Origin of the sequence: Pseudomonas berkeleyensis, from assembly GCF_014109765.1 — a bacterium.
Classification (GTDB): domain Bacteria; phylum Pseudomonadota; class Gammaproteobacteria; order Pseudomonadales; family Pseudomonadaceae; genus Aquipseudomonas; species Aquipseudomonas berkeleyensis.
This window is the reverse complement of sequence record NZ_CP059139.1, coordinates 4,268,768-4,293,075: the sequence shown is the minus strand read 5'-3', so window position 1 is coordinate 4,293,075 and position 24,308 is coordinate 4,268,768. Positions and strand designations below refer to the sequence as shown.

Annotated in this window: 21 protein-coding genes; 18 read left to right on the top strand and 3 right to left on the bottom strand. The window is 62.1% G+C overall.

The genetic code is table 11. The features are described from left to right. The first annotated feature begins 7 nt into the window (after positions 1–7). Positions 8–1,189 carry a formate-dependent phosphoribosylglycinamide formyltransferase gene (gene purT / locus HS968_RS19865; RefSeq protein ID WP_106736856.1) on the top strand — a complete coding sequence of 394 codons (1,182 nt, stop codon included), beginning with the start codon at positions 8–10 and terminating at the stop codon, positions 1,187–1,189. After that, positions 1,186–1,905, top strand: a complete 720-nt coding sequence (locus tag HS968_RS19860) for an SGNH/GDSL hydrolase family protein (RefSeq protein WP_179622373.1) — start codon at positions 1,186–1,188, stop codon at positions 1,903–1,905. Before purT ends, HS968_RS19860 begins: the two co-directional genes overlap by 4 nt. Positions 1,906–1,989: 84 nt before the next feature. On the opposite strand, the gene HS968_RS19855 is transcribed toward HS968_RS19860, so the two are convergent. After that, positions 1,990–2,790: a cytochrome C assembly family protein gene (locus tag HS968_RS19855; RefSeq protein ID WP_179622372.1), complete on the bottom strand. Its 801-nt coding sequence runs from the start codon at positions 2,788–2,790 to the stop codon at positions 1,990–1,992. 156 nt (positions 2,791–2,946) lie between these two features. On the opposite strand from HS968_RS19855, the gene ffh reads away from it, so the two are divergent. The 5 genes from ffh to rplS all read left to right on the top strand — a co-directional run bounded on the left by ffh (position 2,947) and on the right by rplS (position 6,403). Beyond that, positions 2,947–4,323: a signal recognition particle protein gene (gene ffh / locus HS968_RS19850; RefSeq protein WP_119693302.1), complete on the top strand. Its 1,377-nt coding sequence runs from the start codon at positions 2,947–2,949 to the stop codon at positions 4,321–4,323. 141 nt (positions 4,324–4,464) lie between these two features. After that, positions 4,465–4,716, top strand: coding sequence for a 30S ribosomal protein S16 (gene rpsP, locus HS968_RS19845; protein ID WP_009403592.1), 252 nt, complete (start codon positions 4,465–4,467; stop codon positions 4,714–4,716). Positions 4,717–4,724: 8 nt separating this feature from the next. After that, positions 4,725–5,261, top strand: coding sequence for a ribosome maturation factor RimM (gene rimM, locus HS968_RS19840; protein ID WP_182368360.1), 537 nt, complete (start codon positions 4,725–4,727; stop codon positions 5,259–5,261). 5 nt (positions 5,262–5,266) lie between these two features. After that, a complete protein-coding gene (trmD, locus tag HS968_RS19835; protein ID WP_182368358.1) occupies positions 5,267–6,010 on the top strand; it encodes a tRNA (guanosine(37)-N1)-methyltransferase TrmD in 744 nt (247 codons plus the stop codon). A 42-nt stretch (positions 6,011–6,052) separates the two neighbouring features. Beyond that, positions 6,053–6,403, top strand: coding sequence for a 50S ribosomal protein L19 (gene rplS / locus HS968_RS19830; RefSeq protein ID WP_106736850.1), 351 nt, complete (start codon positions 6,053–6,055; stop codon positions 6,401–6,403). A 75-nt stretch (positions 6,404–6,478) separates the two neighbouring features. Here rplS and HS968_RS19825 read toward each other — a convergent pair whose 3' ends face one another. Further along, complete coding sequence (locus HS968_RS19825; protein ID WP_182368356.1) at positions 6,479–7,159, bottom strand: hypothetical protein; 681 nt, start codon at positions 7,157–7,159, stop codon at positions 6,479–6,481. A gap of 216 nt (positions 7,160–7,375) precedes the next feature. Here HS968_RS19825 and xerD point away from each other — a divergent pair, with 216 nt between their 5' ends. The 4 genes from xerD to thrC all read left to right on the top strand — a co-directional run bounded on the left by xerD (position 7,376) and on the right by thrC (position 12,223). After that, positions 7,376–8,272 carry a site-specific tyrosine recombinase XerD gene (gene xerD, locus HS968_RS19820; protein ID WP_182368354.1) on the top strand — a complete coding sequence of 299 codons (897 nt, stop codon included), beginning with the start codon at positions 7,376–7,378 and terminating at the stop codon, positions 8,270–8,272. 92 nt (positions 8,273–8,364) lie between these two features. Further along, positions 8,365–9,090, top strand: a complete 726-nt coding sequence (gene dsbC / locus HS968_RS19815) for a bifunctional protein-disulfide isomerase/oxidoreductase DsbC (RefSeq protein ID WP_106736848.1) — start codon at positions 8,365–8,367, stop codon at positions 9,088–9,090. 361 nt (positions 9,091–9,451) lie between these two features. Beyond that, positions 9,452–10,756: a homoserine dehydrogenase gene (locus HS968_RS19810; protein WP_182368352.1), complete on the top strand. Its 1,305-nt coding sequence runs from the start codon at positions 9,452–9,454 to the stop codon at positions 10,754–10,756. 57 nt (positions 10,757–10,813) lie between these two features. Next, complete coding sequence (gene thrC, locus HS968_RS19805; protein ID WP_119693296.1) at positions 10,814–12,223, top strand: threonine synthase; 1,410 nt, start codon at positions 10,814–10,816, stop codon at positions 12,221–12,223. Between the two features lie 103 nt (positions 12,224–12,326). Here the strand turns inward: thrC and HS968_RS19800 are convergent, their stop codons facing one another. Then, positions 12,327–13,526: a CaiB/BaiF CoA transferase family protein gene (locus tag HS968_RS19800; RefSeq protein WP_182368350.1), complete on the bottom strand. Its 1,200-nt coding sequence runs from the start codon at positions 13,524–13,526 to the stop codon at positions 12,327–12,329. Between the two features lie 339 nt (positions 13,527–13,865). Here HS968_RS19800 and bacA point away from each other — a divergent pair, with 339 nt between their 5' ends. The 7 genes from bacA (at position 13,866) to HS968_RS19765 (ending at position 24,308) form a co-directional block, all read left to right on the top strand. After that, complete coding sequence (bacA, locus tag HS968_RS19795) at positions 13,866–14,486, top strand: biofilm formation regulator BacA (protein ID WP_119693294.1); 621 nt, start codon at positions 13,866–13,868, stop codon at positions 14,484–14,486. Positions 14,487–14,500: 14 nt separating this feature from the next. Continuing rightward, positions 14,501–15,196 carry a PspA/IM30 family protein gene (locus tag HS968_RS19790; RefSeq protein ID WP_182368347.1) on the top strand — a complete coding sequence of 232 codons (696 nt, stop codon included), beginning with the start codon at positions 14,501–14,503 and terminating at the stop codon, positions 15,194–15,196. Positions 15,197–15,256: 60 nt separating this feature from the next. Beyond that, positions 15,257–15,898, top strand: a complete 642-nt coding sequence (locus HS968_RS19785; protein WP_182368346.1) for an OB-fold-containig protein — start codon at positions 15,257–15,259, stop codon at positions 15,896–15,898. Between the two features lie 83 nt (positions 15,899–15,981). After that, a complete protein-coding gene (locus HS968_RS19780; protein ID WP_179622366.1) occupies positions 15,982–18,018 on the top strand; it encodes a flotillin family protein in 2,037 nt (678 codons plus the stop codon). A 161-nt stretch (positions 18,019–18,179) separates the two neighbouring features. Next, positions 18,180–18,419: a hypothetical protein gene (locus HS968_RS19775; RefSeq protein WP_119693292.1), complete on the top strand. Its 240-nt coding sequence runs from the start codon at positions 18,180–18,182 to the stop codon at positions 18,417–18,419. Positions 18,420–18,525: 106 nt separating this feature from the next. After that, positions 18,526–23,763 carry a DNA repair ATPase gene (locus HS968_RS19770; RefSeq protein ID WP_182368344.1) on the top strand — a complete coding sequence of 1,746 codons (5,238 nt, stop codon included), beginning with the start codon at positions 18,526–18,528 and terminating at the stop codon, positions 23,761–23,763. Beyond that, the gene (locus HS968_RS19765) at positions 23,760–24,308 is read left to right on the top strand and encodes a rhomboid family intramembrane serine protease (protein WP_182368342.1); all 549 of its coding nucleotides are present in this window, start codon (positions 23,760–23,762) and stop codon (positions 24,306–24,308) included. Before HS968_RS19770 ends, HS968_RS19765 begins: the two co-directional genes overlap by 4 nt.

The following is a 24,308-nucleotide window of genomic DNA, read 5'->3' as shown; positions in this document are numbered from 1 at the left end:
AATATTCATGCCCCGTATTGGAACCCCTCTGTCGCCGAGCGCGACCCGTGTACTGCTGTGTGGTTGTGGTGAGCTCGGCAAGGAAGTGGTGATCGAACTGCAACGCCTGGGCTGCGAAGTCATCGGCGTGGATCGCTATGCCAATGCCCCGGCCATGCAAGTGGCGCATCGCAGCCACGTCATCGACATGCTCGACGGCGCCGCCCTGCGCGCGGTGATCGAGAAGGAGCAGCCGCACTACATCGTTCCCGAGATCGAGGCCATCGCCACCGCGACCCTGGTCGAGCTGGAGAGCGAAGGCTTCAACGTGGTGCCCACCGCTCGCGCCGCACAGCTGACCATGAACCGCGAAGGCATCCGCCGCCTGGCCGCCGAAGAGCTGGGCCTGCCGACCTCGCCGTACCACTTCTCGGACAATTTCGAAGACTACGTCGCTTCGGTGAAGTCCGTTGGCTATCCCTGTGTCGCCAAGCCGATCATGAGCTCTTCCGGCAAGGGGCAGAGCGTGCTGCGCAGCGATGCCGACCTGCAGAAATCCTGGGATTACGCTCAGGAGGGCGGTCGCGCCGGCAAGGGCCGGGTGATCGTGGAAGGCTTCATCGACTTCGATTACGAAATCACCCTGCTGACCGTGCGTCATGCCAGTGGTACCAGCTTCTGCGCGCCGATCGGCCACCGCCAAGAGAACGGTGATTACCAGGAATCCTGGCAGCCGCAGGCGATGAGTCCGAAGGCGTTGGCAGAGTCCGAGCGCGTTGCGCTGGCGGTCACCGAGGCGCTGGGCGGCCGTGGTCTGTTTGGTGTCGAACTGTTCGTCAAGGGCGATCAGGTTTGGTTCAGCGAGGTCTCGCCGCGTCCGCACGATACCGGTCTGGTGACGCTGATTTCTCAGGATCTGTCCGAGTTCGCCCTGCATGCGCGCGCCATTCTCGGGTTGCCGATTCCGGCCATTCGCCAGCTGGGCCCGTCGGCTTCGGCGGTGATCCTGGTCGAGGGCAACTCGCAGCAGGCCAGCTTTTCCAATCTCGGCGCTGCGCTGAGCGAGCCGGATACCGCACTGCGCCTGTTCGGCAAGCCGGAGGTCAAGGGCCAGCGCCGCATGGGTGTGGCACTGGCGCGTGACGAGTCGATCGATGAGGCGCGTGCCAAGGCACTGCGCAGCGCCAAGGCTGTTCGCGTCCAGCTGTGAGGCATGCCCTCTGGTGGCTGGCGACGCTTGCGCTAGCGCCGCTTGCAGTGCCGCTGGCATTGCGTACGCGGCGCACGGCGTTGCGTTTGCCGCCGGCAGAGGGGGAAGTTCGCGGCCTGGCTGGCGCCGCACTGCCTGGCGAGCCGTTTCGCCTGCTGCTGGTCGGTGAGTCGACGGTCGCTGGAGTCGGTGTAAAGCACCTTGATGAGGCGCTGGTCGCCTGCCTGGCCGAAGCACTTGCCGAACGTATGCAGCGGCCAGTGCACTGGCATGCCTGTGGCGAAAACGGCATCACTGCCGAGCGGGCGCGTCAGCGTCTGTTGCCTGAAGCCCTGAGCGAGTCGGCCGATCTGGCCTTGCTGGTTTTCGGCGTCAACGACACCACTCATCTCACTACCTGCAAACGCTGGCAGACTGCCTTGCGCGGCATGGCCGTGGCGTTGCGTGAGCAGGGGATGGTGGTGGCGTTCAGCGCCGTACCGCCCTTGCAGCACTTTCGGGCCTTGCCCTGGCTGTTGCGGCAACTGCTTGGCTGGCGGGCGAGTTTGCTGGATCGCGAGCTGCGTGCGGTAGCGCGGGAGCAGCAGGCGCAATATTGCGAGTTGGGCCTGGCGTTCGAGGCGCACTACCTGGCGGAGGATGGCTACCATCCATCCGCGTTGGGTTACAGGGTTTGGGCGCAAGGCCTGGCTGAGCACCTGGCGAGGGCTTGTTGAGCTTCAGTTGGGTGCCGCTGAACCCGTAGCCCGGATGCAATCCGGGAGCGTCAGTAAGTAGGGCGGGTTACAGCCGCCCTGCTGTCAAACGTGCAGGATGAATTCGCGAACCAGCTTGCTGCCGAAGTAGGCCAGCATCAGCAGGCAAAACCCGGCCAGCGTCCAGCGAATGGCCTTGTGGCCGCGCCAGCCCATCTGATGGCGTCCCCACAGCAGCACGGCGAATACCACCCAGGCGAAGCAGGAGAGGATGGTCTTGTGCGCCAGGTGCTGGGCGAACAGGTCGTCGAGGAACAGCGCACCCGAAAGCAGTGAAAGCGACAGGGCTACCCAGCCGGCCAACAGGAAGCCGAACAGCAGGCTTTCCATGGTCTGCAGCGGAGGGAAGTTCTTGATCAGTCCGGACGGGTGCTTGTGCTTGAGCTGGTAGTCCTGCAACAACAGCAGGATCGACTGGAACACGGCGATGGTCAGCAGGCCATAGGCCAGGATCGACAGCAGGATATGCGCCAGGATGCCGGGGTGTGCCTGCACCGGGCTGATGGTGCCGGAGGGCATGAATTCGGCCAGCAGCACGGTCATCGCGCCCAGCGGGAACAGAAGCAGCAGCAGGTTCTGCACCGGTATGCGCAGGCAGGCCAGCAGGATCAGCGCGATCACCGCGCAGGCAATCAGGCTGGCCGCGTTGAAAAAGTCGAGGTTCAGGGCGCCGCCGTGGTTCAGCTGGAAGAACAGGCTGACGCCATGCAGCAGCAAGGCGAGTGCGCCGAACACTACGAGCAGGCGTTTGTCGGGTGTGCTGCGCTTTTTCAGGTGCAGACCTTGGTAGGCGGCAGCGCCGGCATATAGAAAGGCAGCGGCTAGGCTGGGCAGCAGAGGGTGCATAAGTCCGTGTAAGGCGAGCCCGAAAGGCGCTGAGTGTGGCACAGAAGGCCGGTGACACGAAAGACCGCAGGCGGTGTCGGTGGCGCGGTGACTCCGCTATAATCCGCCGCCTGTTGCATGCCTGGCCCAGTCTGGGCGCTCTTCAAAGGAACGCGCATGTTCGAAAATCTTACCGATCGCCTTTCCCAGACGCTGCGTAGCGTCACGGGCAAGGCCAAGCTCACCGAAGACAATATCAAGGACACGCTGCGCGAAGTGCGTATGGCGTTGCTTGAGGCCGACGTCGCTCTGCCGGTGGTCAAGGACTTCGTAAACCGGGTCAAGGAGCGTGCGGTCGGCACCGAGGTGTCGAAGAGCCTGACCCCAGGTCAGGCCTTCGTGAAGATCGTTCGTGCCGAGCTCGAAGAGCTGATGGGCGCGGCCAACGAAGATCTGGCGCTGAACGCTGCGCCGCCTGCCGTGGTGCTGATGGCTGGCCTGCAAGGTGCGGGTAAGACTACCACCGCCGGCAAGCTGGCCAAGTTCCTCAAGGAGCGCAAGAAGAAGTCGGTACTGCTGGTTTCCGCTGACGTCTATCGCCCAGCGGCGATCAAGCAGCTGGAAACCCTGGCCAGCGATCTGGAAATCGCCTTCTTCCCTTCCGATGTCAGCCAGAAGCCGGTGGATATCGCCAACGCGGCGATCCGTGAGGCCAAGCTCAAGTTCATTGACGTGGTCATCCTCGATACCGCCGGTCGTCTGGCTGTCGACGCCGAGATGATGGCCGAGATCCAGGCGCTGCACGCCGCAGTCAAACCGGTCGAGACCCTGTTCGTGGTCGACGCCATGACCGGTCAGGACGCCGCCAATACCGCCAAGGCTTTTGCCGACGCCCTACCGCTGACCGGCGTGGTGCTGACCAAGGTCGACGGTGATGCCCGTGGTGGTGCCGCGCTGTCGGTGCGCCACATCACCGGCAAACCGATCAAGTTCATCGGTATGGGCGAGAAGAGTGACGCGCTGGAGCCCTTCCACCCGGATCGTATCGCCTCGCGCATTCTTGGCATGGGTGACGTGCTCAGCCTGATCGAGCAGGCCGAGCAGACCCTCGATCGCGAGAAGGCCGAAAAACTCACCAAGAAACTGAAGAAGGGCAAGGGCTTCGACCTCGAAGACTTTCGTGACCAGCTTCTGCAAATGAAGAACATGGGCGGCCTCGGTGGCCTGATGGACAAGCTGCCGTCCATCGGCGGTGTCAATCTGTCGCAGATGGGTAATGCCCAGGGCGCGGCCGAGAAGCAGTTCAAGCAGATGGAGGCGATCATCAATTCGATGACTCCCGCCGAGCGCCGTGACCCGGACATCATCAGCGGTTCGCGCAAGCGTCGCATCGCGCTGGGTTCCGGCACTCAGGTGCAGGACATCGGCCGGCTGATCAAGCAGCACAAGCAGATGCAGAAGATGATGAAGAAATTCACTGCCAAGGGCGGTATGGCCAAGATGATGCGCGGCATGGGGGGGATGTTCCCCGGCGGCGGCATGCCGAAATTCTGATGCTTGTGCCCAGCTCGACGGCTGGTCGGAAAAAGAGATTTGCAAACAGCCGCATAATCCTTAGAATATGCGGCCTTTCGGGCCTAGGCCCATTTTTGATGTGTGCCTCAAGTTAGCACCGACTACAGGAACGATGTTCTCATGGTAACTATTCGTCTCGCTCGTGGCGGCTCCAAAAAGCGCCCCTTCTACCACCTGACCGTGACCAACAGCCGCAATGCGCGCGACGGTCGCTTCGTAGAGCGTATCGGTTTCTTCAACCCGATCGCCTCGGGTGCTGAAGTCAAGCTGTCCGTCAATCAAGAGCGCGCTACCTACTGGCTGAGCCAGGGTGCACAGCCGTCTGAGCGCGTTGCTCAGCTGCTCAAGGAAGCTGCCAAGGCTGCTGCCTAAGCATCTTTATGAGTACGACGCCGGCCGTAGCCGAGGATCTGGTTGTTCTCGGCAAGATTGTTTCGGTGCACGGCGTCAGGGGTGAGGTAAAGGTTTATTCCTTCACTGACCCCATCGATAACGTGCTCGATTACCAGCGCTGGACGCTCAGGCGTGATGGCGAGGTAAAGCAGGTAGAACTGGCCAGTGGCCGCCTTCAGGGCAAGGTGCTGGTTGCCAAGTTGAAAGGTCTGGATGATCGCGAAATCGCGCGTACTTACGCCGGCTTCGAGATCTGCGTGCCGCGCAGCGAGCTGCCGGATCTGGATGATGGCGAGTTCTACTGGTACCAGTTGCACGGGCTGAAGGTCATCGATCAAGCGGGGCAATTGCTCGGTGTGGTCGACCATCTGTTCGAGACGGGTGCCAATGATGTGATGGTAGTCAAGCCCGTGGCGGGCAGTCTGGATGATCGCGAGCGCCTGTTGCCCTATACGGAGCAATGCGTGCTGACGATTGATCTGGCTGCTGGCGAGATGCGGGTGGACTGGGATGCGGATTTCTAAGGCTCATGCGCGTAGAAGTCATCACGCTGTTCCCTGAGATGTTCGCTGCCATCGGCGAGTACGGCATCACCAGTCGTGCGGTGAAGCAGGAGCTGCTGCAGCTCAACTGCTGGAACCCGCGGGACTACACGACCGATCGACATCATACGGTGGATGATCGCCCCTTCGGTGGCGGCCCCGGCATGGTGATGAAGATCAAGCCTCTCGAGGATGCTCTGGCTAGCGCCAGGCAAGCCGCGGGAGAGGGTGCGAAGGTGATCTACCTTTCGCCCCAGGGCCGTCAGCTGAATCAGGCTGCGGTTCGCGAGTTGGCGCAGGAGCAGGCGCTGATCCTGATCGCCGGTCGTTATGAAGGTATCGACGAGCGCTTCATCGAGGCGCATGTCGATGAGGAATGGTCGATTGGCGACTACGTCCTGTCCGGCGGTGAGCTGCCGGCCATGGTGCTGATCGATGCGGTGACGCGCCTTTTGCCTGGTGCATTGGGTCATGCCGATTCGGCCGAGGAGGACTCCTTTACGGATGGCCTGCTCGACTGCCCGCACTACACCCGCCCGGAGGTGTATGCGGATAAGCGTGTTCCTGAAGTGTTGCTTAGCGGCAACCACGAACACATCCGGCGCTGGCGTTTGCAGCAGTCCCTTGGGCGGACCTGGGAACGTCGCGCTGATCTTCTGGATAGCCGCTCGCTTTCTGGAGAAGAGAAAAAGCTGCTGGAGGAATACATCCGCCAGCGGAACGATAGTTAACGTATCGATGGCAGGCCGGGAGGCTTGTCTTAGGAGCGCAGCATGACCAACAAGATTATCCAGATGCTCGAAGCCGAGCAGATGAACAAAGAAATCCCGACTTTCGCCCCAGGTGACACCGTCATCGTTCAGGTAAAAGTTAAGGAAGGCGACCGTCAGCGTCTGCAGGCTTTCGAAGGCGTCGTTATCGCCAAGCGTAACCGCGGCCTGAACAGCGCGTTCACCGTTCGTAAAATCTCCAGCGGTGTAGGCGTCGAGCGTACCTTCCAGACCTACTCTCCGCTGGTCGACAGCCTGAGCGTCAAGCGTCGCGGTGACGTGCGCAAAGCCAAGCTGTACTACCTGCGCGACCTGTCCGGCAAAGCCGCGCGCATCAAGGAAAAGCTGTCCTAAGTTCGGACGCTTCTCTGAAAAAAGCAGCCTACGGGCTGCTTTTTTTGTTATGGGCCATCGCAATGTGGCCTGAGCTCAGGGGCGCAGGCTGATTTTCAGGCTGGCTTGGGACAGGTCGATGTTGTGCAGGCTGAGGTTGCCGAAGCTCTGCCCGGCGGGGGCGTCCTTGACGCGGATGTTGTCGAAGCGCAGTTCGCCAATGGAGCTGGGCAGGTTGACGTTGAACGAACCGTCGTTGTTCAGCGTCGAGCGCAGTTTGCCAGTGTCATAGCGCACATCGCGCAGGCTGGTTTCTGCGTCCAGATTATCGAGTACCGGCATCACCAGCTTGGCCAGTTGCTTGACCGTACTCAGCCCATCGCCACTTTCCGCGCGCAGCAGCAAACCCTGCAATGCGTCGTCCAGGCCTTGTGCGCTCACCGAACTCATTTCGCTGTCGCTCAGTGACTGCATGCCGCGCGGCGTTTCCTCCTGAGTGATGCTGCTGGGTGGCTGCAGGCGCTGGATGTCGGCGCTGGCCATCTGGAAGGGCGTCATCAGGGCTGCCACCAGCGTGGCGGCCAGGCGCAGGTTGTTTTGCTTCTTCAGTGCTTTGCTCAGTTGTTTCTGAGTCAGCAATCCCTGCTCTATGAGCACTTCACCGAGCCGTTTCTGGCTGGTGAGTTGTGCCTTGATCGCGGCGTCCAGCTGCGTGCTGCTAATCAATCCTTTGTTGATGAGTATCTGGCCGAGTCGCGAGTGAGCGTGTTGGGACATGAAGGGGCTACCGGTGGGTGATGGCAGGTTGAAATCATCGTCCCAACCATGCTGGCTGTCACCCAACCAAGGATAGGCTTGTCTGATGGAGATTCGTCTGGCTGGTAGCGTCCGGTTACCCGGCTGTTTCGATTGGTTGCAGCTGCGTGTCTTTGTGGCTGGAGGCTTGAACGGGGCTGTGAAACACTAGGTGTCCGCCGTTACTGAAGTCTTTGCATGTCCACTCTGTCGCATCCGTTGATCGAGCAGTTTCTTGAGTCCCTCTGGCTGGAGAAGGGGCTGTCCGACCATACCCGTGCTGCTTATCGCAGCGATCTGGAGCACTTCAACGCCTGGCTCGATGAGTGCGGTCTGGAGCTGCGGTCAATTGGTCGCGATGGGATTCTCGATCACCTGGCCTGGCGTCTGGAGCAGCGCTATCAGGCGCGCTCCACGGCGCGTTTTCTCTCGGGGCTGCGCGGTTTCTACCGCTTTCTGCTGCGTGAGGCGTTGATCAGCGAAGACCCGACCTTGCAGATCGAGTTGCCGCAGATCGGCAGGCCGCTGCCCAAGTCGCTGTCCGAGGCGGATGTCGAAGCCCTGCTGCAGGCGCCCGATCTGGATGACCCGATTGGTTTGCGTGATCGCGCCATGCTCGAGGTGCTGTATGCCTGTGGCCTGCGGGTCAGCGAGCTGGTGGGCCTCACGCTGGAACAGGTGAACCTGCGCCAGGGTGTGCTGCGGGTGTTCGGCAAGGGCAGCAAGGAGCGCCTGGTGCCGTTGGGCGAGGAGGCTATCGCCTGGATCGAGCGCTACAGCCGCGAAGCGCGGCCGCTATTACTTGGTGGCAGGCCCAGTGATGTGCTGTTCCCTAGTCTGCGTGGTGGGCAGATGACTCGGCAGACCTTCTGGCATCGTATCAAGCACCAGGCGCGTGTCGCCGGGATCGCCAAGTCGCTGTCGCCGCACACGCTGCGCCATGCCTTCGCCACTCATCTGCTCAATCATGGTGCCGACCTGCGTGTCGTACAGATGCTGCTGGGGCATAGCGACCTTTCTACCACGCAGATCTACACCCATATCGCGCGTGCTCGTCTGCAGGAGTTGCATGCCAAGCACCACCCGCGCGGTTGAGTGCGCCGTCTGGTCGCTGAAGCGCTGTCTGTCAGGCCATCTGTGGTAGGCTGTGCCGATATTTGCTCGTCCGTCATTCGACAGGAGTATCCATGTCCCTGAGCCGTATTTCCCTTGCGCTGGCACTCGTGCTGGGCAGTAGCGTAACCCTGGCCGACGATCCCGATCAGGCGATTCGGCAGAGCCTGAAATCGCTGGATGCCAGCCTGCCGATCGAGGCTATCGCCGAGAGCCCGATGACGGGTATCTATCAGGTTCAGCTGCAGGGCGGTCGTCAGCTCTATACCAGTGCCGATGGTCAGTTCCTGATTCAGGGCTACCTGTTCCAGGTCAAGGATGGCAAGGCCGTCAACCTTACCGAGATCGAAGAAAGCCGCGCGGTGGCCCAGCAGATCAATGCCATTCCGGCCAAGGAAATGGTGGTCTTCGCGCCCAAGGCACCGAAGACCCATATCACCGTCTTTACCGACACCGACTGTGGCTATTGCCAGAAGCTGCACAGCGAAGTGCCGGAGCTCAATCGTCTGGGCGTCGAAGTGCGCTATGTGGCCTTTCCGCGTCAGGGTATGAACAGCCCGGCGGCCAAGGAGCTGGTCAGCGTCTGGTGTGCCAAGGATCAGCAGGAAGCGATGAATCGCGCCAAGACCCGCCAGAGCGTAGCCGACGCTACCTGTGACAACCCAGTGGCCAAGCAGTACCAGCTCGGTCAGATGATTGGGGTCAACGGCACGCCGGCCATCGTCTTGGCCAACGGCAAGATGATTCCGGGCTACCAGCCGGCGCCGCAGTTGGCCAAGATTGCCCTGGAGTCGAACTAAGAACCTATCCACGACCTGCTGTGCGTCGGCTCTGCTGCGTTAAAAACAGGCTCGGAGAGCCGCTTGCGGCTAACGCGCTTTAGCGCGGCCCGAAGGGCGAACGAAGTGAGTACTGCTCATTTACAGCTCGTAAACTGCGCGTCCTCGCCTGTTTGACTCGCTGGCGCTCGCCCTTCGGGCCAGCCTTCGGCTGTTACTCCCGCTGGTCGTTGCGCCTTGCATTGCTCTAGCTCGCGAGCTCGTGAATAGGTTCTTTGAGCCGTGGATTGACTAACAAACAGCCGCTTCGTAAGGTGCGGCTCTTTATCTGCGGCCGGGGCTTGCTCCGGCCGTTTCGTGCAGTGCTGATGGGGAATTGAGTGTGAAGCCGGTCAAAGTGGGCATCTGTGGGTTGGGCACCGTCGGTGGCGGTACTTTGAATGTACTCAAGCGCAATGCCGAGGAGATTACTCGGCGCGCCGGTCGCGGCATTGAGATTGCCCAGATCGCCATTCGTTCGCCCAAGCCGCAGTACGACACCACCGGCATTGCCATGACCAGCGATGTCTTCGAACTGGTCAACAATCCTGAGATCGACATCGTCATCGAGCTGATCGGCGGCTATACCCTGGCCAAGGAGTTGGTGCTCAAGGCTATCGAGAATGGCAAGCACGTGGTCACCGCCAACAAGGCGCTGATCGCGGTGCACGGTAACGAGATCTTCGCCAAGGCGCGTGAGAAGGGCGTTATCGTCGCCTTCGAAGCTGCCGTGGCTGGCGGTATTCCGGTGATCAAGGCGATCCGCGAAGGTCTGGCTGCCAACCGCATCAACTGGCTGGCCGGCATCATCAACGGCACCGGTAACTTCATTCTCACCGAAATGCGCGAGAAGGGCCGTGCCTTCGAGGACGTGCTCAAGGAAGCGCAGGCGCTGGGTTATGCCGAAGCCGATCCGACCTTCGATGTCGAGGGTATCGATGCCGCGCACAAGCTGACCATCCTGGCCTCCATCGCCTTCGGTATTCCGCTGCAATTCGACAAGGCTTACACCGAAGGCATCACCAAGCTGACCACCGCCGACGTGAACTATGCCGAGGCGCTGGGTTATCGCATCAAGCACCTGGGCGTCGCTCGTCGTACCGAGGTCGGTATCGAGCTGCGCGTGCACCCGACGCTGATCCCGGCCGACCGCCTGATCGCCAACGTCAATGGCGTGATGAATGCGGTGATGGTCAATGGCGATGCGGTTGGCAGCACGCTGTATTACGGCGCTGGTGCCGGCATGGAGCCGACTGCCTCGGCAGTGGTGGCTGACTTGGTGGATGTGGTGCGTGCGCTGACTACTGATCCGACCAATCGCGTGCCGCACCTGGCTTTCCAGCCGGACTCGCTGTCCGATCACCCGATTCTGCCGATCGCCGAGTGCGAGAGCGCCTATTACCTGCGTATCCAGGCCAAGGATCACCCGGGTGTGCTGGCCCAGGTGGCGAGCATCCTCTCCGAGCGTGGCATCAACATCGAGTCGATCATGCAGAAGGAGGCCGAGGAGCAGGATGGCCTGGTGCCGATGATCCTCGTGACCCATCGTGTGGTCGAGGCGCGTATCATCGAAGCCATTGCCGCCATGGAAGCGCTGGATGGCGTGACCTCGCCGGTCATGCGTCTGCGCGTCGAACAGCTCAACTAATCCCGTGTCCACCCGCAGGCGCAGGCCTGTGGGTGCAGTCGAACGAAGGTTTATCCCATGCGCTATATCAGTACCCGCGGCCAGGCGCCGGCCCTGAATTTCGAAGATGTGCTGCTGGCTGGCCTGGCCAGCGATGGCGGCCTCTACGTGCCGGAGAATCTGCCGCGCTTCACCGTCGAGGAAATCGCTTCCTGGGCGGGTCTGCCGTATCACGAGCTGGCCTTCCGGGTGATGCGCCCGTTCGTTGCCGGCAGCATCTCCGATGCTGATTTCAAGAAGATCCTCGAAGAAACCTACGGCGTGTTCGCCCACAACGCCGTGGCGCCACTGCGTCAGCTGAACGGCAACGAGTGGGTGTTGGAGCTGTTCCACGGCCCGACTCTGGCGTTCAAGGACTTCGCCCTGCAACTGCTCGGTCGCCTGCTCGATCATGTGCTGGCCAAGCGCGGCGAGCGCGTGGTGATCATGGGGGCTACTTCCGGCGACACGGGCTCGGCGGCCATCGAAGGCTGCAAGGCCTGCGACAACGTCGACATCTTCATCATGCACCCGCACAACCGTGTGTCCGAGGTGCAGCGTCGGCAGATGACCACCATTCTCGGTGAGAACATCCACAACATCGCCATCGAAGGCAACTTCGACGACTGCCAGGAAATGGTCAAGGCCAGCTTCGCCGACCAGGGCTTCCTCAAGGGCACGCGTCTGGTAGCGGTCAACTCGATCAACTGGGCGCGGATCATGGCCCAGATCGTCTACTACTTCCACGCTGCGCTGCAGCTCGGTGCGCCGGCGCGTTCCATTGCCTTCTCGGTGCCGACCGGCAACTTCGGCGACATCTTCGCCGGTTACCTGGCGCGCAACATGGGCTTGCCGGTCAGCCAACTGATCGTTGCCACCAATCGCAACGACATCCTGCATCGCTTCATGAGCGGCAATCAGTATGTGAAAGAAACCCTGCACCCGACCCTGTCGCCGTCGATGGATATCATGGTGTCGTCCAACTTCGAGCGTCTGCTGTTCGATCTGCACGGTCGCAATGGTGCTGCCATCGCCAGCCTGATGGATAGCTTCAAGCAGGGCGGCGGTTTCAGTGTCGAGGGAGATCGCTGGGTCGAGGCGCGCAAGTTGTTCGATTCGCTGGCGGTGAATGACGAGCAGACCTGCGAGACCATCACCGAGGTGTACAAGGAATGCGGCGAGTTGCTCGATCCGCACACAGCCATCGGTGTGCGCGCCGCGCGTGAATGCCGCCGCAGCTTGGCGACGCCGATGGTGGTGCTGGGAACCGCGCATCCGGTCAAATTCCCCGAGGCGGTGGAAAAGGCTGGTATCGACGCCGTTCCGGCGTTGCCGGCTCACCTGACCGATCTGTTCGAGCGCGAAGAGCGTTGCACGGTGCTGGCCAATGATCTGAAGGCCGTACAGCAATTCGTCGCGGCTCACGGCAATCGCGGCAAGCCGCTCTGATACCGCGCTAAGCCGAAAGTGAAAGGCCGCAGGAGTGCAAGCTCCTGCGGCCTTTTCATATCTGCAAACTGGCGTGAGTCGAATGATATCCGGGAGTGGAATCCTAGAGCGCGCCGTCTGCGCGCAGCGCGGCAATTTGTTCGGTGCTGTAGCCGAGCCCGCCCAGAACTTCTTCGTTGTGTTCGCCCAGTTCCGGGCCTACCCAGTCGACGCTGCCCGGCGTCTCCGATAGCTTGGGTATGATGCCCGGCATCTTGAACGCCTTGCCATCCGGCAGTTTGGCTGAGAGGAACATCTCTCGGGCGAGATACTGTGGATCGCTGAACATGTCCTCGGCCGAGTAGATGCGGCTGGCGGGAACCTCCGCCTGGCGCAGCAGGTTTTCCACTTCGTTCAGTGGCAGGCTTGCCGCCCAGCGGTCGATCACTTCGTACAGTTCGCCACGGCGTGCGTCGCGTCCGTCATTGCTGCTCAAGGTCGGGTCGTTGGCCAGGTCTTCGCGGTCGATCGCCTGCATGAAGCGCTTGAAGATAGCATCGCCGTTGGCGCCGATCTGGATGTGCTTGTTGTCGGCCGTGGTGTGGATGGAGGAGGGCGTGATGCCGGGCATGATGTTGCCGCTGCGCTCACGGATGAAACCGAACACATCGAACTCCGGCACCATCGACTCCATCATGGCGAACACCGCCTCGTACAGGGCTACGTCCACGACCTGGCCGCTGCCGCCGTTGACCTCGCGCTGGCGCAGCGCCATTAGTGCGCCGATCACGCCCCAGAGGGCGGCGATGGAGTCGCCGATACTGATGCCGGTGCGCACTGGTGGGCGATCCTCGAAGCCGGTGATGTAGCGCAGTCCGCCCATGGATTCACCGACGGCGCCGAAACCGGGTTGCTCCTTCATCGGGCCGCTCTGGCCGAAGCCGGAGAGGCGCACCATCACCAGTTTGGGATTGAGTGCGTGCAGGGTCTGCCAGTCGAAACCGAGTTTTTCCAGTACGCCGGGGCGGAAGTTCTCGATCAGGATGTCTGCCTCTGTCAGCAATTTGCGCAGTACCTCGCGGCCGGCTTCATGCTTGAGATTGAGGGTGATCGAGCGCTTGTTGCGCGCCTGCACGAACCACCACAGCGAGGTGCCTTCGTAGAGCTTGCGCCATTTACGCAGTGGATCGCCGCCGTCGGGAGATTCCACCTTGATCACCTCGGCGCCGAACTCGGCGCAGATGCGTGAGGCGAACGGGCCGGCGATCAGGCTGCCGAGTTCGATCACTTTCAGGCCGGACAGGGGTTTGCTGGGTGTGCTCATGATGACTCCTGTAGCTGTGGACGGCAGCAAGCCTATTGCATTGATGGAGGCCTGGCCACGTTTGCTCGTGTAGTGGCAAACGACCCAAGTGCGAAGGGGTTGGCGCTTTTCGGCGTGCAACGGCAGGCGTGCTGCGGTTTAATTCGCCCAGGCGAATGGATGCGCTTGGTCAGATCGCATGGATGGCTTTCCCTTCTTGTCCTTTCCTTCAAAGCCCCTCTGTCTCGCCGGCCGCTTCGTGGTCGTGGATGAGTACTGTCCGATATTTCGACGAATGGTATGAAATTCATCACATGTGATGTGTTGCGTTATTACATGTGAGGATCTAGGCTGCTCTTCATGGACAATAAATCATCAGCCCATTACCAGCGTCTTTATCGTCAGCGCCTGCGGGAGCAGGGGTTGGTGAAGAAGGAAGTCTGGATCTTGCCCGAGCACGCGCCGCTGTTGCTCGCGTTCGAGCGCAAACTGCGCCAGCCTCAGTTGTCGCTGGCTTCGATGGAAAAGGAGGAAGGTATGAGCATGCCGCAGGTTTGGACCGCCCAGGCGCTGAGTGAAGCGTTGGCGGCAACGGAACTGTTCCAAAGCGGGCAGGCCGGCATCGAATTGCTTCAGGGTGCCGATGCCAGTTTGCATGTCACCATGCGCGAGTACGGCGAGCTGCCGTTGTTCATCGCCGTATTCGGTGAGCAGATCGTCGTCGAGGCGCTGCTCTGGCCGGCTGCCGATGTCACGGATATCGCCGCGTTCAACGAAGAAGTGCTGCGTACCCACAAGCTGTTTCCGCTGTCGTCCATCGGCCTGGAACGCTCGGCCGACGGTAGCGATAGCTACATCATGTTCGGCGCGCTTAGCTCGTCGTCGACACTGTCCGACGTGGTGTTCGAGATCGAACTGCTGGCGGACAACGTGATCAAGGCCACCGAAGCCTATGAAGGCTTCCTCAAGACCAGCGCCTGAGAGGAGATAAGACGATGAATGTCTGGAGCAAATTGCTGACGGCGCTGCGTGGCGGTGCCAACGAAGTGGGTGAGGCAGTGGTCGATAGCCAGGCCCTGCGTATCCTCGATCAGGAAATCCGCGACGCCGATGTCGAGCTGCGCAAGTCTAAGGAAGCCCTGGCCGAGATCATGGCCAAGCAGAAGCTGGCCAGCGACAAGGCCAACAAGAGCGCGGCGAGCATCGCCGAGTACGAACAGTACGCGCTCAAGGCGCTGGATGCGGGCAACGAAACCTTGGCCAAGGAAGTCGCCGAGAAGATCGCCAACCTGGAAGTCGAGCAGGCCAGCGAGCGTGAACAGGCCGAGGGTTTCGCCGCCAGCGTGGCGCAACTGCGCAAGGCCGTGACCCAGGCCGAGGGCAACATCAAGCGCCTCAAGCAGCAGGTGGATACGGTCAAGGCCACCGAAAGCGTGCAGAAGGCGCAGATGGCCGTAGCACAGCGCTATGGTGGTTCGCAGGCCAAGTTGCAGACGGCGGTCGAGTCGCTCGAGCGCATCAAGCAGAAGCAGGCCGAGCGCGCGGCGAAGATGGAGGCTTCGGCCGAACTGGCTGCCACCAGCGCGCCGGATGATTCGCTGGAAGCCAAGCTGCGTGCTGCTGGCATCAAGGCCGACAACGCCAGTGCGGACAGTGTGCTGGCACGCCTGAAGGACAAGTCCAAGTCCTGACCTCGCTGTGAATAACACGGGGCGTTCGCGCCCCGTTTCCCTGATTCGGGAAAGGAAAAAATGGAACTCTTCCTGCAGACTTCGCTGTCATTTCCCACTGCCATCTACAGCTTCCTGCTGTGCGTGGCGGTCATCTACTGGTTGGTCGTTGCGGCCGGCTTGCTCGAAGTCGACCTGCTCGACGTCGAGGCCGACTCGATGATGGAAGGCAGCGGCCAGACCGAAGGGCTCGCTGGCCTGCTCTACAAGTTCAAGCTCGACGGCGTGCCGGTCACACTGGTGCTGACGTTGCTGTTCTTCTTCGCCTGGTTCGTCTGCTACTTCATCGAGCTTTGGTTGCTGCGTCACCTGCCGCTGGGAATCTTGCGCTATCCGCTTGGGTTGCTGGTCATCGCCGGCGCCTTCGTCCTGGCTGCGCCACTGTGTGCGGTAATCTGCCGACCGCTGCGCCCGCTGTTTCACAAGGTCGAAGCGATCAGCAGCAAGTCGGTGCTGGGTCAGGTGGCCGTCGTTCGCAGTGGTCGCGTCACGGCCAGCCATGGCGAAGCGGTGCTGGAGGATGGCGGCGCTGGTCTGATCCTGCGGGTTCGCGCCGATGAGGCATCGGGCTTCAAGCGTGGCGACCGCGTGGTGCTGCTGGAATACCTGGCCGCCGAGCATGCCTACCGGGTCATCACCGAAGAAGAGTTTCGAGGCGTCTAGCCGACAATCCGTACGTAACAGAGGGCTGGCACGCTAGGCATTGCCGAACCTGCCTGCACAATTAGCAAAGGAGTAAAGCTGTAATGGAAAACCTGATTCCCTTCATCGTCGGGGCAGGGCTGGTCGTCCTCTTCGTGATTGCCTTGATCGCCCTGTTCAAGGCCTTCTACATCAAGGTTCCGCAAGGCACCGCGCTGATCGTCAACGACATGAGTTCGACGCCCAAGGTGCACTTCACCGGCTCGCTGGTGTACCCGGTGATCCACCTCAAGGAGTTCATGAAGATCTCCCTGATCACCCTGGAGGTCGACCGCCGCGCCAAGGACGGTCTGATCTGCCGCGACAACATGCGCGCCGACATCACCGTGGCCTTCTACCTGCGCGTCAACGAAACCCAGGAAGACGTGCTCAAGGTGGCCAAGGCCATCGGCGTCGAGCGAGCCTCCGACCGCGGCGCGGTCAACGAGCTGTTCAACGCCAAGTTCTCCGAAGCGCTGAAGACCGTCGGTAAGCAGTTCGACTTCGTCGAGCTGTTCGAGAATCGCCAGGACTTCCGTGATCGCATCGTCGAAGTGATCGGCAACGACCTCAATGGTTACGTGCTCGAAGACGTGGCCATCGATTACCTGGAGCAGACCTCCAAGGCTTCCCTGGATCCGAGCAACATCCTCGACGCCGAGGGTATCCGCAAGATCACCGAGCTGACCGCCGCACAGAACGTCATCACCAACGAACTGGAGCGCAACGAAGAGCTGGCGATCAAGAAGAAGAACGTCGAAACCCGCGAGGCGACCCTGTCGCTTGAGCGTCAGCAGGCTGATGCCGAGGCGCGCCAGAAGCGTGAGATCGAGACCATCCGTGCCCGTGAGGAAGCGGAAACCCTCAAGGTGCGTGAGGAAGAGCGCCTCAAGGCCGAGCAGGCACGCATCCAGACCCAGCAGGAACTGGATATCCGTGCTGAGAACCACCAGCGCGAAGTGGAGGTGGCCCAGCAGAACCGCCAGCGTGCCGTGGTCATCGAAGTGGAGAAAGTCACCCGCGCCAAGGATCTGGAAGTGGTCTCCCGCGAGCGCGAGGTCGAACTGCAGCGCATCGAGAAGGAAAAGGCGCTTGAAGAAGAGCGCAAGAACATCGCCGCCGTGGTGCGCGAGCGTGTTGCGGTCGAGAAGACCGTGGCGCAGGAAGAAGAGCGCATCAAGGAAGTGCGTGAAGTGTCCGAGGCCGAGCGTTTGAAGCAGGTCACCGTGCTCAACGCCCAGGCCGAAGCCGAGCAGGAGCTGGTGCGCCAGGTCAAGCAGGCCGAAGCCGACGAAACCCGTTCCAAGCACAAGGCAGTGGAAATCAACAACCTGGCCCAGGCCGAGCTGGAAGCCGCAGCCAAGAGTGCCGAGGCCAAGAAGAAACTGGCCGAAGGTATCGAAGCCGAGCGCGCCGCGCCGGGCCTGGCCGATGCGCGGGTGCGTGAAGTCACCGCCGCGGCGAAAGAGAAGGAAGGTCTGGCCGAGGCTCGCGTGCAGGCCGAGCGTCTGATCGCCGAAGCCAAGGGCGAGCAGGAGAAAGGTCTGGCCCAGGCCCGCGTGATCGAAGCGCAGGCTGCCGCCAAGGAAAAGGATGGTCTGGCCGACGCCAAGGTGTTGGAAGAAAAACTCGGCGCCCAGGCTCGCGGCGAAGAGCAGCTCGGTACTGCCAAGGCCAAGGCCACCCAGGATCTGGGTATGGCCGAAGCCCAGGTGCTGCTGGAGCGTCTGAACGCCGAGGCAGAAGGTCTGGGCAAGAAGTTCGGTGCTCTCGACGCGCTCAGCGACAATGCTCGTCAGCACGAAGAGTTCCGCATGCAGTTGGAGAAGAGCTTCGAGGAGGCCATGGCCGCCATCGCCGCGAACAAGGAAATCGCCAAGGATCAGGCCGAGGTGTTGGCTACCGCGCTGGCCAAGGCGAAGATCGAGATCGTCGGCGGCGAGGGCGACTTCTTCAACTCCTTCGCCAAGTCGCTGTCGGTGGGCAAGGCCATCGAGGGCGTGGTCGGCAAGAGCCCGGTGGTGCAGGACGTGCTGTCGCGTCTGTTGCAGGGGCGTGTGCCGGAGGCCAAGCCGGCGCAGCCGGACGTTGAGCAGGCATAGAGCGTGAAATAGCCGTCACTCCCGCTTTCACGGGAGTGACGGTAAACCGTTCGTAGGGTGGGCTTCAGCCCACCACAGCGAGCCGCTCGAGTGGTCTGACTATCAGAATCGCCGGCAAGCCGGCTGCTGCAGACCATTCGCTCACTCAGGAGAGCTCATGCATGTCTGAATCAAGAGACTATCTGGAGATGACCTTCCGCTCGATTCAGTGCTTCAGCAATGACGGGCGTCTCGATGCCCAGGAGCTGAAAGCGCTGCTGGAGATCGCCGAGCGTGATGGGGTGATCGACGATAACGAAGTACGGGTGCTGAAGAAGATCATCGCCCAGGTGCGGCCCGAGGAAATCGACCAGCCGCTGCGTGACAAGATCGCCAAGATCGAGAAGAAGATCGGTGCGTAGGTTGGCCCTGGCGCCAGCCTTGCCCACCTGACCCGCCACAACCGATCAAGAACCCGCTCCCATCGGGCCTCGCTGGCCCGCAGGCGAAGATTTCAGGAAGAACACGATGTCGGACGAACAAACACAGGACGTATTGGACAAGGCCGTCGCCGAAGGTGGTGCCTACGAGGTGCTGCACCGGCGCTTGCAGGAGCAGGGCCAGCGCCTGCGCGGCCTGACCGAGGCGCTCAATGGCCAGCGCCTGGCCGAGTTCGGCAGTAGTCACATGGAGGCCATCGGCCGGGTGCGTATCCGCACCGAGAACAACTGCATCGCCCGCGATATCGTCCAGGTCGGCGAGTGCCTGCTGTTCGGCTACAACGTGTTCATTGGCCTGAAGAAGGAAACCCACGTCGCCGACGTGTTCTCCCTCTACCGTCTGGTGGAGAACGCCGAAGGCTACGAGGCCGAGTCGGTGCCGCTGGAGGGCAGCTTCCTGGCCCAGGCCAGCTTCGTCGCCGACTTCAACGAGCTGTACACCTACTACAAGAACACCCGTTTGCTGCAGTTGGCCATTCGTGACGGCAAGCTGCTGGCGAGTTTCCAGATCGGCGAGCGAATCACCGATATCCGCGTGTTCCGCTGGTCGATCTCCACCGACGGCAAGGACGTCCGCTACATCGACAACCGCGGCGAGCGCGATATCGCGCTGCCGGCGCCGTTCGACTTCGAGTGGCAGAAGACCACCCGCGAGATGGTGGTCATGGGCCGCCATCCGCACATGAACATCCTCGACACCGTGTTCGTCGAGACCGTCGGCGGCGACCTGACCATCAAGGTCGAGAACAACACCCAGGACGGCCAGGGCATCTACCGCGAGGCGGTGGTGGACAAGACCCAGTCGCTGGACGACGCACAGATCGAATATGCCCGTCTGGGCAGCCTGATCCTGCTCAAGGTGCTGCCGTACCGTGAGGAGCAGTGGCGCTACCTGGTATTCAACAGCCTGACCCGCCAGGTCGAGCGTATCGACGCCATCGGCCTGGCCTGCGTGCAGCTGCCGGAAGACCACGGCATCATCTTCCCGGGCGGCTACTACCTGCAGAACGGCGAGCACAAGACCTTCGAGCAGTCGATGGTCGGCATGCGTTTCAAGCGCTCGGTGCGCTCGCCCAACGGCGAAGACGTGCAGTACATCTTCTACCACCCGGAAGAAGGCCGCGCGGCGCTGTTCACCTACAACATGATCAACCGCCAGTTGCACAACCCGATCTTCGGCCATGGCTACGCGCGCCTGGAAGACGGGCGCATGGTGATCTTCTCCGCCGAGGGCAGCGAGCCGACCCGTATCCACCCGATGCAGATCTGGCAGACGCCGTTCGAGAGCGAGGACTACGCTGCCCGCCAGCCGGCGCGCAGTGGCTTCTTCGGGCGCATCGGCAACGCCGAGCTGGTACGTGGCGTATCCGACCTGCTCAACCTCAGCCGCGAGATCGACAGCCGCGAAGTATCGGTGGCGCGCTACACCCAGCTGTGCCAGAACACCCGCCGCCTGTTCGACATCTACCACTGGCTGGGCGACGCCCAGTGCGCTGAGCTGGCGCCGCTGCTGCGCGAAGTGGCCGCCACTTCCGAGCTGGTGCTCGACGAGTTCGAGAAGGTCGAGAGCATTCGGCAGCAGTCCAGCCGGGCCATGGCCGAGGCCGAGTCGCGGCAGAAGAGCCTGCTCTCGGGTCTGCTGGTCGACAGCTGGGACGAGGTGCAGCACTTCGTCGAGGCGCTCAACGCCATCACCGCGCAGCGCGGCCAACTGCTGACCATCCGCGACTACCGCTATATCGACGTGGCGCGCATCGACGCCATGGAAACCGAACTGCTCGACGCGCAGGAGCGCGTGGCCACTGCCACCTCGGCTTTCCTCGCCAGCGATGCGGCGCTGCAACCCTATGTGCAGCGCCTCGGCGAGCTGGACACTCTGGCGCAGAAGGCCGAGACCGTCACCCAGCTCAACGAGCCGCTGGTCGAGATGCAGGAGATGGCCGGCAACCTCGACATGCTGTCGAGCCTGATGGCCTCGCTGAAGATCGACGATGCCACCCAGCGCACGCGTATCGTCGAGTCGATTTCCGAGGTCTACGCCCGTCTCAACCAGGCCAAGGCGCGCGCCGAGCAACGGCGCAAGGGCCTGGGTTCGGCCGAGACCGTGGCGCAGTTCGGCGCCCAGTTCAAACTGTTCGGCCAGGGCATCACCAACGCCCTGGCACTGGCGCAGGATCCGGAGAAGTGCGACGAGCAGCTGTCGCGCCTGCTGGTGCAGCTGGAAGAGCTGGAAAGCCAGTTCGGCGATCAGGAACAGTTCCTCAGCGACATCCTCGGCAAGCGTGAAGAGTTGCTGGAAACCTTCGAGGCGCACAAGCAGAGCCTGCTCGACGAGCGTCAGCGCCGTGCCCAGGGTGTGCTCGACGCCGCCCAGCGTATCCTCGACAGCCTCGGCCGGCGTACCGCACGCCTGACCCAGATGGAGGAGCTCAACGCCTTCTTCGCCGCGGATCCGTTGATCCTCAAGTTGCGCGAAATGGCCGAGCGCCTGCGCGAGCTCAAGGACAGCGTCAAGGCCGATGACGTCGAGGCACGCCTGAAGGCCGCCCGCGACCAGGCCGTACGCGCTTTGCGCGACAAGAGCGAGCTGTTCGAAGAGGGCGGCAACGTCATCAAGCTCGGCCCGCGCCACCGCTTCAGCGTCAACACCCAGGAACTCGATCTGACTCTGATGCCGCGTGGCGATGCGCTGTATCTGCACCTGACCGGCACCGATTTTCTCGAACCGCTGCGCGACGAAACCCTGGAGGGCCTGCGCGACTATTGGCAGGTCTCGCTGGAGTCCGAATCGCCATCGCTGTACCGCGCCGAATACCTCGCCGGGCTGGTGCTGGACGCCGCACTCGGCGGGCGTGAAGGCCTGACCCTGGACTTGCTCAAGACCCACCTGGCGCAGCCGGATGACCTGACCCGGCTGATTCGTGATTTTGCCGCGCCGCGTTACAAGGATGCCTACGAGAAAGGCATCCACGACCATGATGCTGCGCTGATCCTGATCCAGTTGCTGCCGCTGCGCGAAAGCGCCGGGCTGCTGCGTTATGCACCGGCCTCCCGTGGCTTCGCCGCGCTGTTCTGGAACCGCTGGGGACAGGATATCGAGGCCGAGCTGTGGCCCGAGCGAGCGCGCAGCAGCCTGCACCTGCGGCAGATGTTCGGCAGCGAGAATGGTGTGCTGCGCCTGCGGGAAGAGATCGATGCGGCGATGCAGCGTTTCCTCGCGCAGAACCCGCTACCGATCGATGCCTCGCAGCGCCAGGCAGCTGCGGCCTATCTGGTCGAAGAACTGGCAGCCAAGCCCATCGAGTTCACCTTCAGCAAGTACGCGCGGCAACTGCTCGACAGCCTGCAGCAGCGCATGCAAACCAGCCATATTTGGGACGACTACCGTGAGGCGCTGGACAACCTGCGCGGGCGCCCAGTGCAGCGTTGGTCGCTGGCGCAGACTTGGTTCGATGGCCTCTGTGCGCAGGACGAGGCGTTGGCTGAGCTGGTCGAGTACATTCCCGAAGCCGTGGCCATCAGCCTGCTGGACGATGAATTTGCGCGGCGCTTCACCGAGGTCGATCTGCGCTTTGCCGTCAGCGGATTGCTCGGCGACCATCCGCGTGTGCAGGACGGCGCGCTGGTATTGGCCATCGATGACTACTTCGCCCGCCTCGAACAGCACCGCGGTCACTTCGTGCCGCAGTTGCAGCGCTACCAGGCGCTGCGCCAGGACGTGATCAACCGCGAGCGCCAGGCCCTGCGCCTGAGCGAGTTCAAGCCGCGACCGCTGTCGTCGTTCGTGCGTAACAAGCTGATCAACGACGTGTACCTGGGCTTTATCGGCGACAACCTAGCCAAGCAGATGGGCACCGCCGGCGAGAACAAGCGCACCGACCTGATGGGGCTGTTGATGCTCATCTCGCCGCCCGGCTACGGCAAGACCACACTGATGGAGTACGTGGCGCACCGCCTGGGCTTGATCTTCATGAAGATCAACGGCCCGGCATTGGGCCACGAGGTGCGTTCCATTGACCCGGCGCAGGCGCCGGACGCCACTTCGCGCCAGGAGCTGGAAAAGCTCAATCTGGCGCTGGAGATGGGCAACAACGTGATGCTCTATGTCGACGACATCCAGCACACCCATCCCGAGTTCCTGCAGAAATTCATCTCGCTGTGCGACGGCACACGGCGCATCGAGGGCGTGTGGAAGGGCCGCACCAAGACCTACGACATGCGCGGCAAGAAGTTCTGCGTGGTGATGAGTGGCAACCCGTACACCGAGTCCGGAGACGTGTTCAAGATCCCCGACATGCTCGCCAACCGCGCCGACATCTACAACCTCGGCGACACCCTGGGCGGCATGCAGGAAGCCTTCGCGCTGTCCTACATCGAGAACAGTCTGACCTCCAACCCGGTGCTGGCGCCGCTGGCCACCCGCGATATGGCGGATGTTTACCGCTTCGTCGCCAAGGCTGAGGGCAAGCCGTTCTCCGCCAATGAGCTGTCGCACACCTACAGCGCCGCCGAGATCAACGAGATCACCTCGACTCTGCAGCGCCTGATGCAGGTGCGCGACGTGGTCGGTCGGGTCAACCAGCAGTACATCGTCAGCGCCGCGCAGGCGGATACATACCGTACCGAGCCGCCGTTCAAGCTGCAGGGCAGCTACCGCAACATGAACAAGATGGCCGAGAAGATCAGTTCGGTGATGAACGACGCCGAACTGCTGCAACTGATTGCCGACCACTACCAGGGCGAGTCGCAGTTGCTCACTACCGGCGCCGAGGAGAACCTGCTCAAGCTCGCCGAGCTGCGCGGCAATCAGACTCCGGAGCAGGTCGAGCGCTGGGCGCAGATCAAGCGCGACTTCATGCGCAACAAGGCCATGGGCGGCAGCGACAGCGATGTTGGTGGCCGCGTGGTGGCGCAACTGGTCGACCTGGTCGAAGGTGTACGCGGTCTGGGCGCCGGCAAGCCGGCCAGCGAGACGCCGAGCATTCCCTGGGAGCAACTGCTGGCTGGTCTGGACAATCTGGGCAAGCTGCGCCCGCAGGTGGAGGTGGTCGCGCCGCCGCAGCCGGGCACGCAGAAGTTGCTGGAGAACCTGGCCGACAGCCTGCAGAACAGCTTCCTGCCGCTGATCAAGGCGATGGACAAGAAGATCGATATCGACCTGCGCACCCACAACCGCATGTTGGAAATCTCCACCCAACTGCGTGACCTGGGAACGCTGCTTGGACAGGAGCAGCGTAGCGACATCGTGGATGACGAGGCGCCGTGAGGCGAGGCTGGCTGACCGAGCTTCGCCCGCTGTTGGTGATCAGCGGCGCGATGCTGCTGGTGCAAGTGGTCAATGGCGCCCTTGGCGGCGCCTTGAACGTCTGGGGCTTGCTGCCCCGGCATATCGAGGCGCTACCCGGCATTCTTCTCGCGCCCTGGCTGCATGGCAGCTGGGCGCATCTGCTCAGCAACCTCAGTGGCCTGCTGGTGCTCGGCAGCCTGGTGCTGCTGCGCTCGCGCCGTGACTTCTTCCGATCCAGTGCCTTTATCATCCTGCTCAGCGGTGCGCTGGTCTGGCTGTTCGGTCGTACCGGCCTGCACGTCGGCGCCAGTGGCTGGTTGTTCGGCTTCTGGGGGCTGCTGCTGGCACGGGCCTGGTTCGAGCGCAGCTTGCTCGACCTGCTGCTGGCCGTGCTGGTGTTCTTCCTCTACGGCGGCTGGTTCTTCGGCCTGCTGCCACGCGCTGGCGTCTCCTTCGAGTACCATCTGGCCGGTGCCTTCAGTGGCGTGCTCTATGCCGCATTGAGTCGCCGCCGCAATCAATGA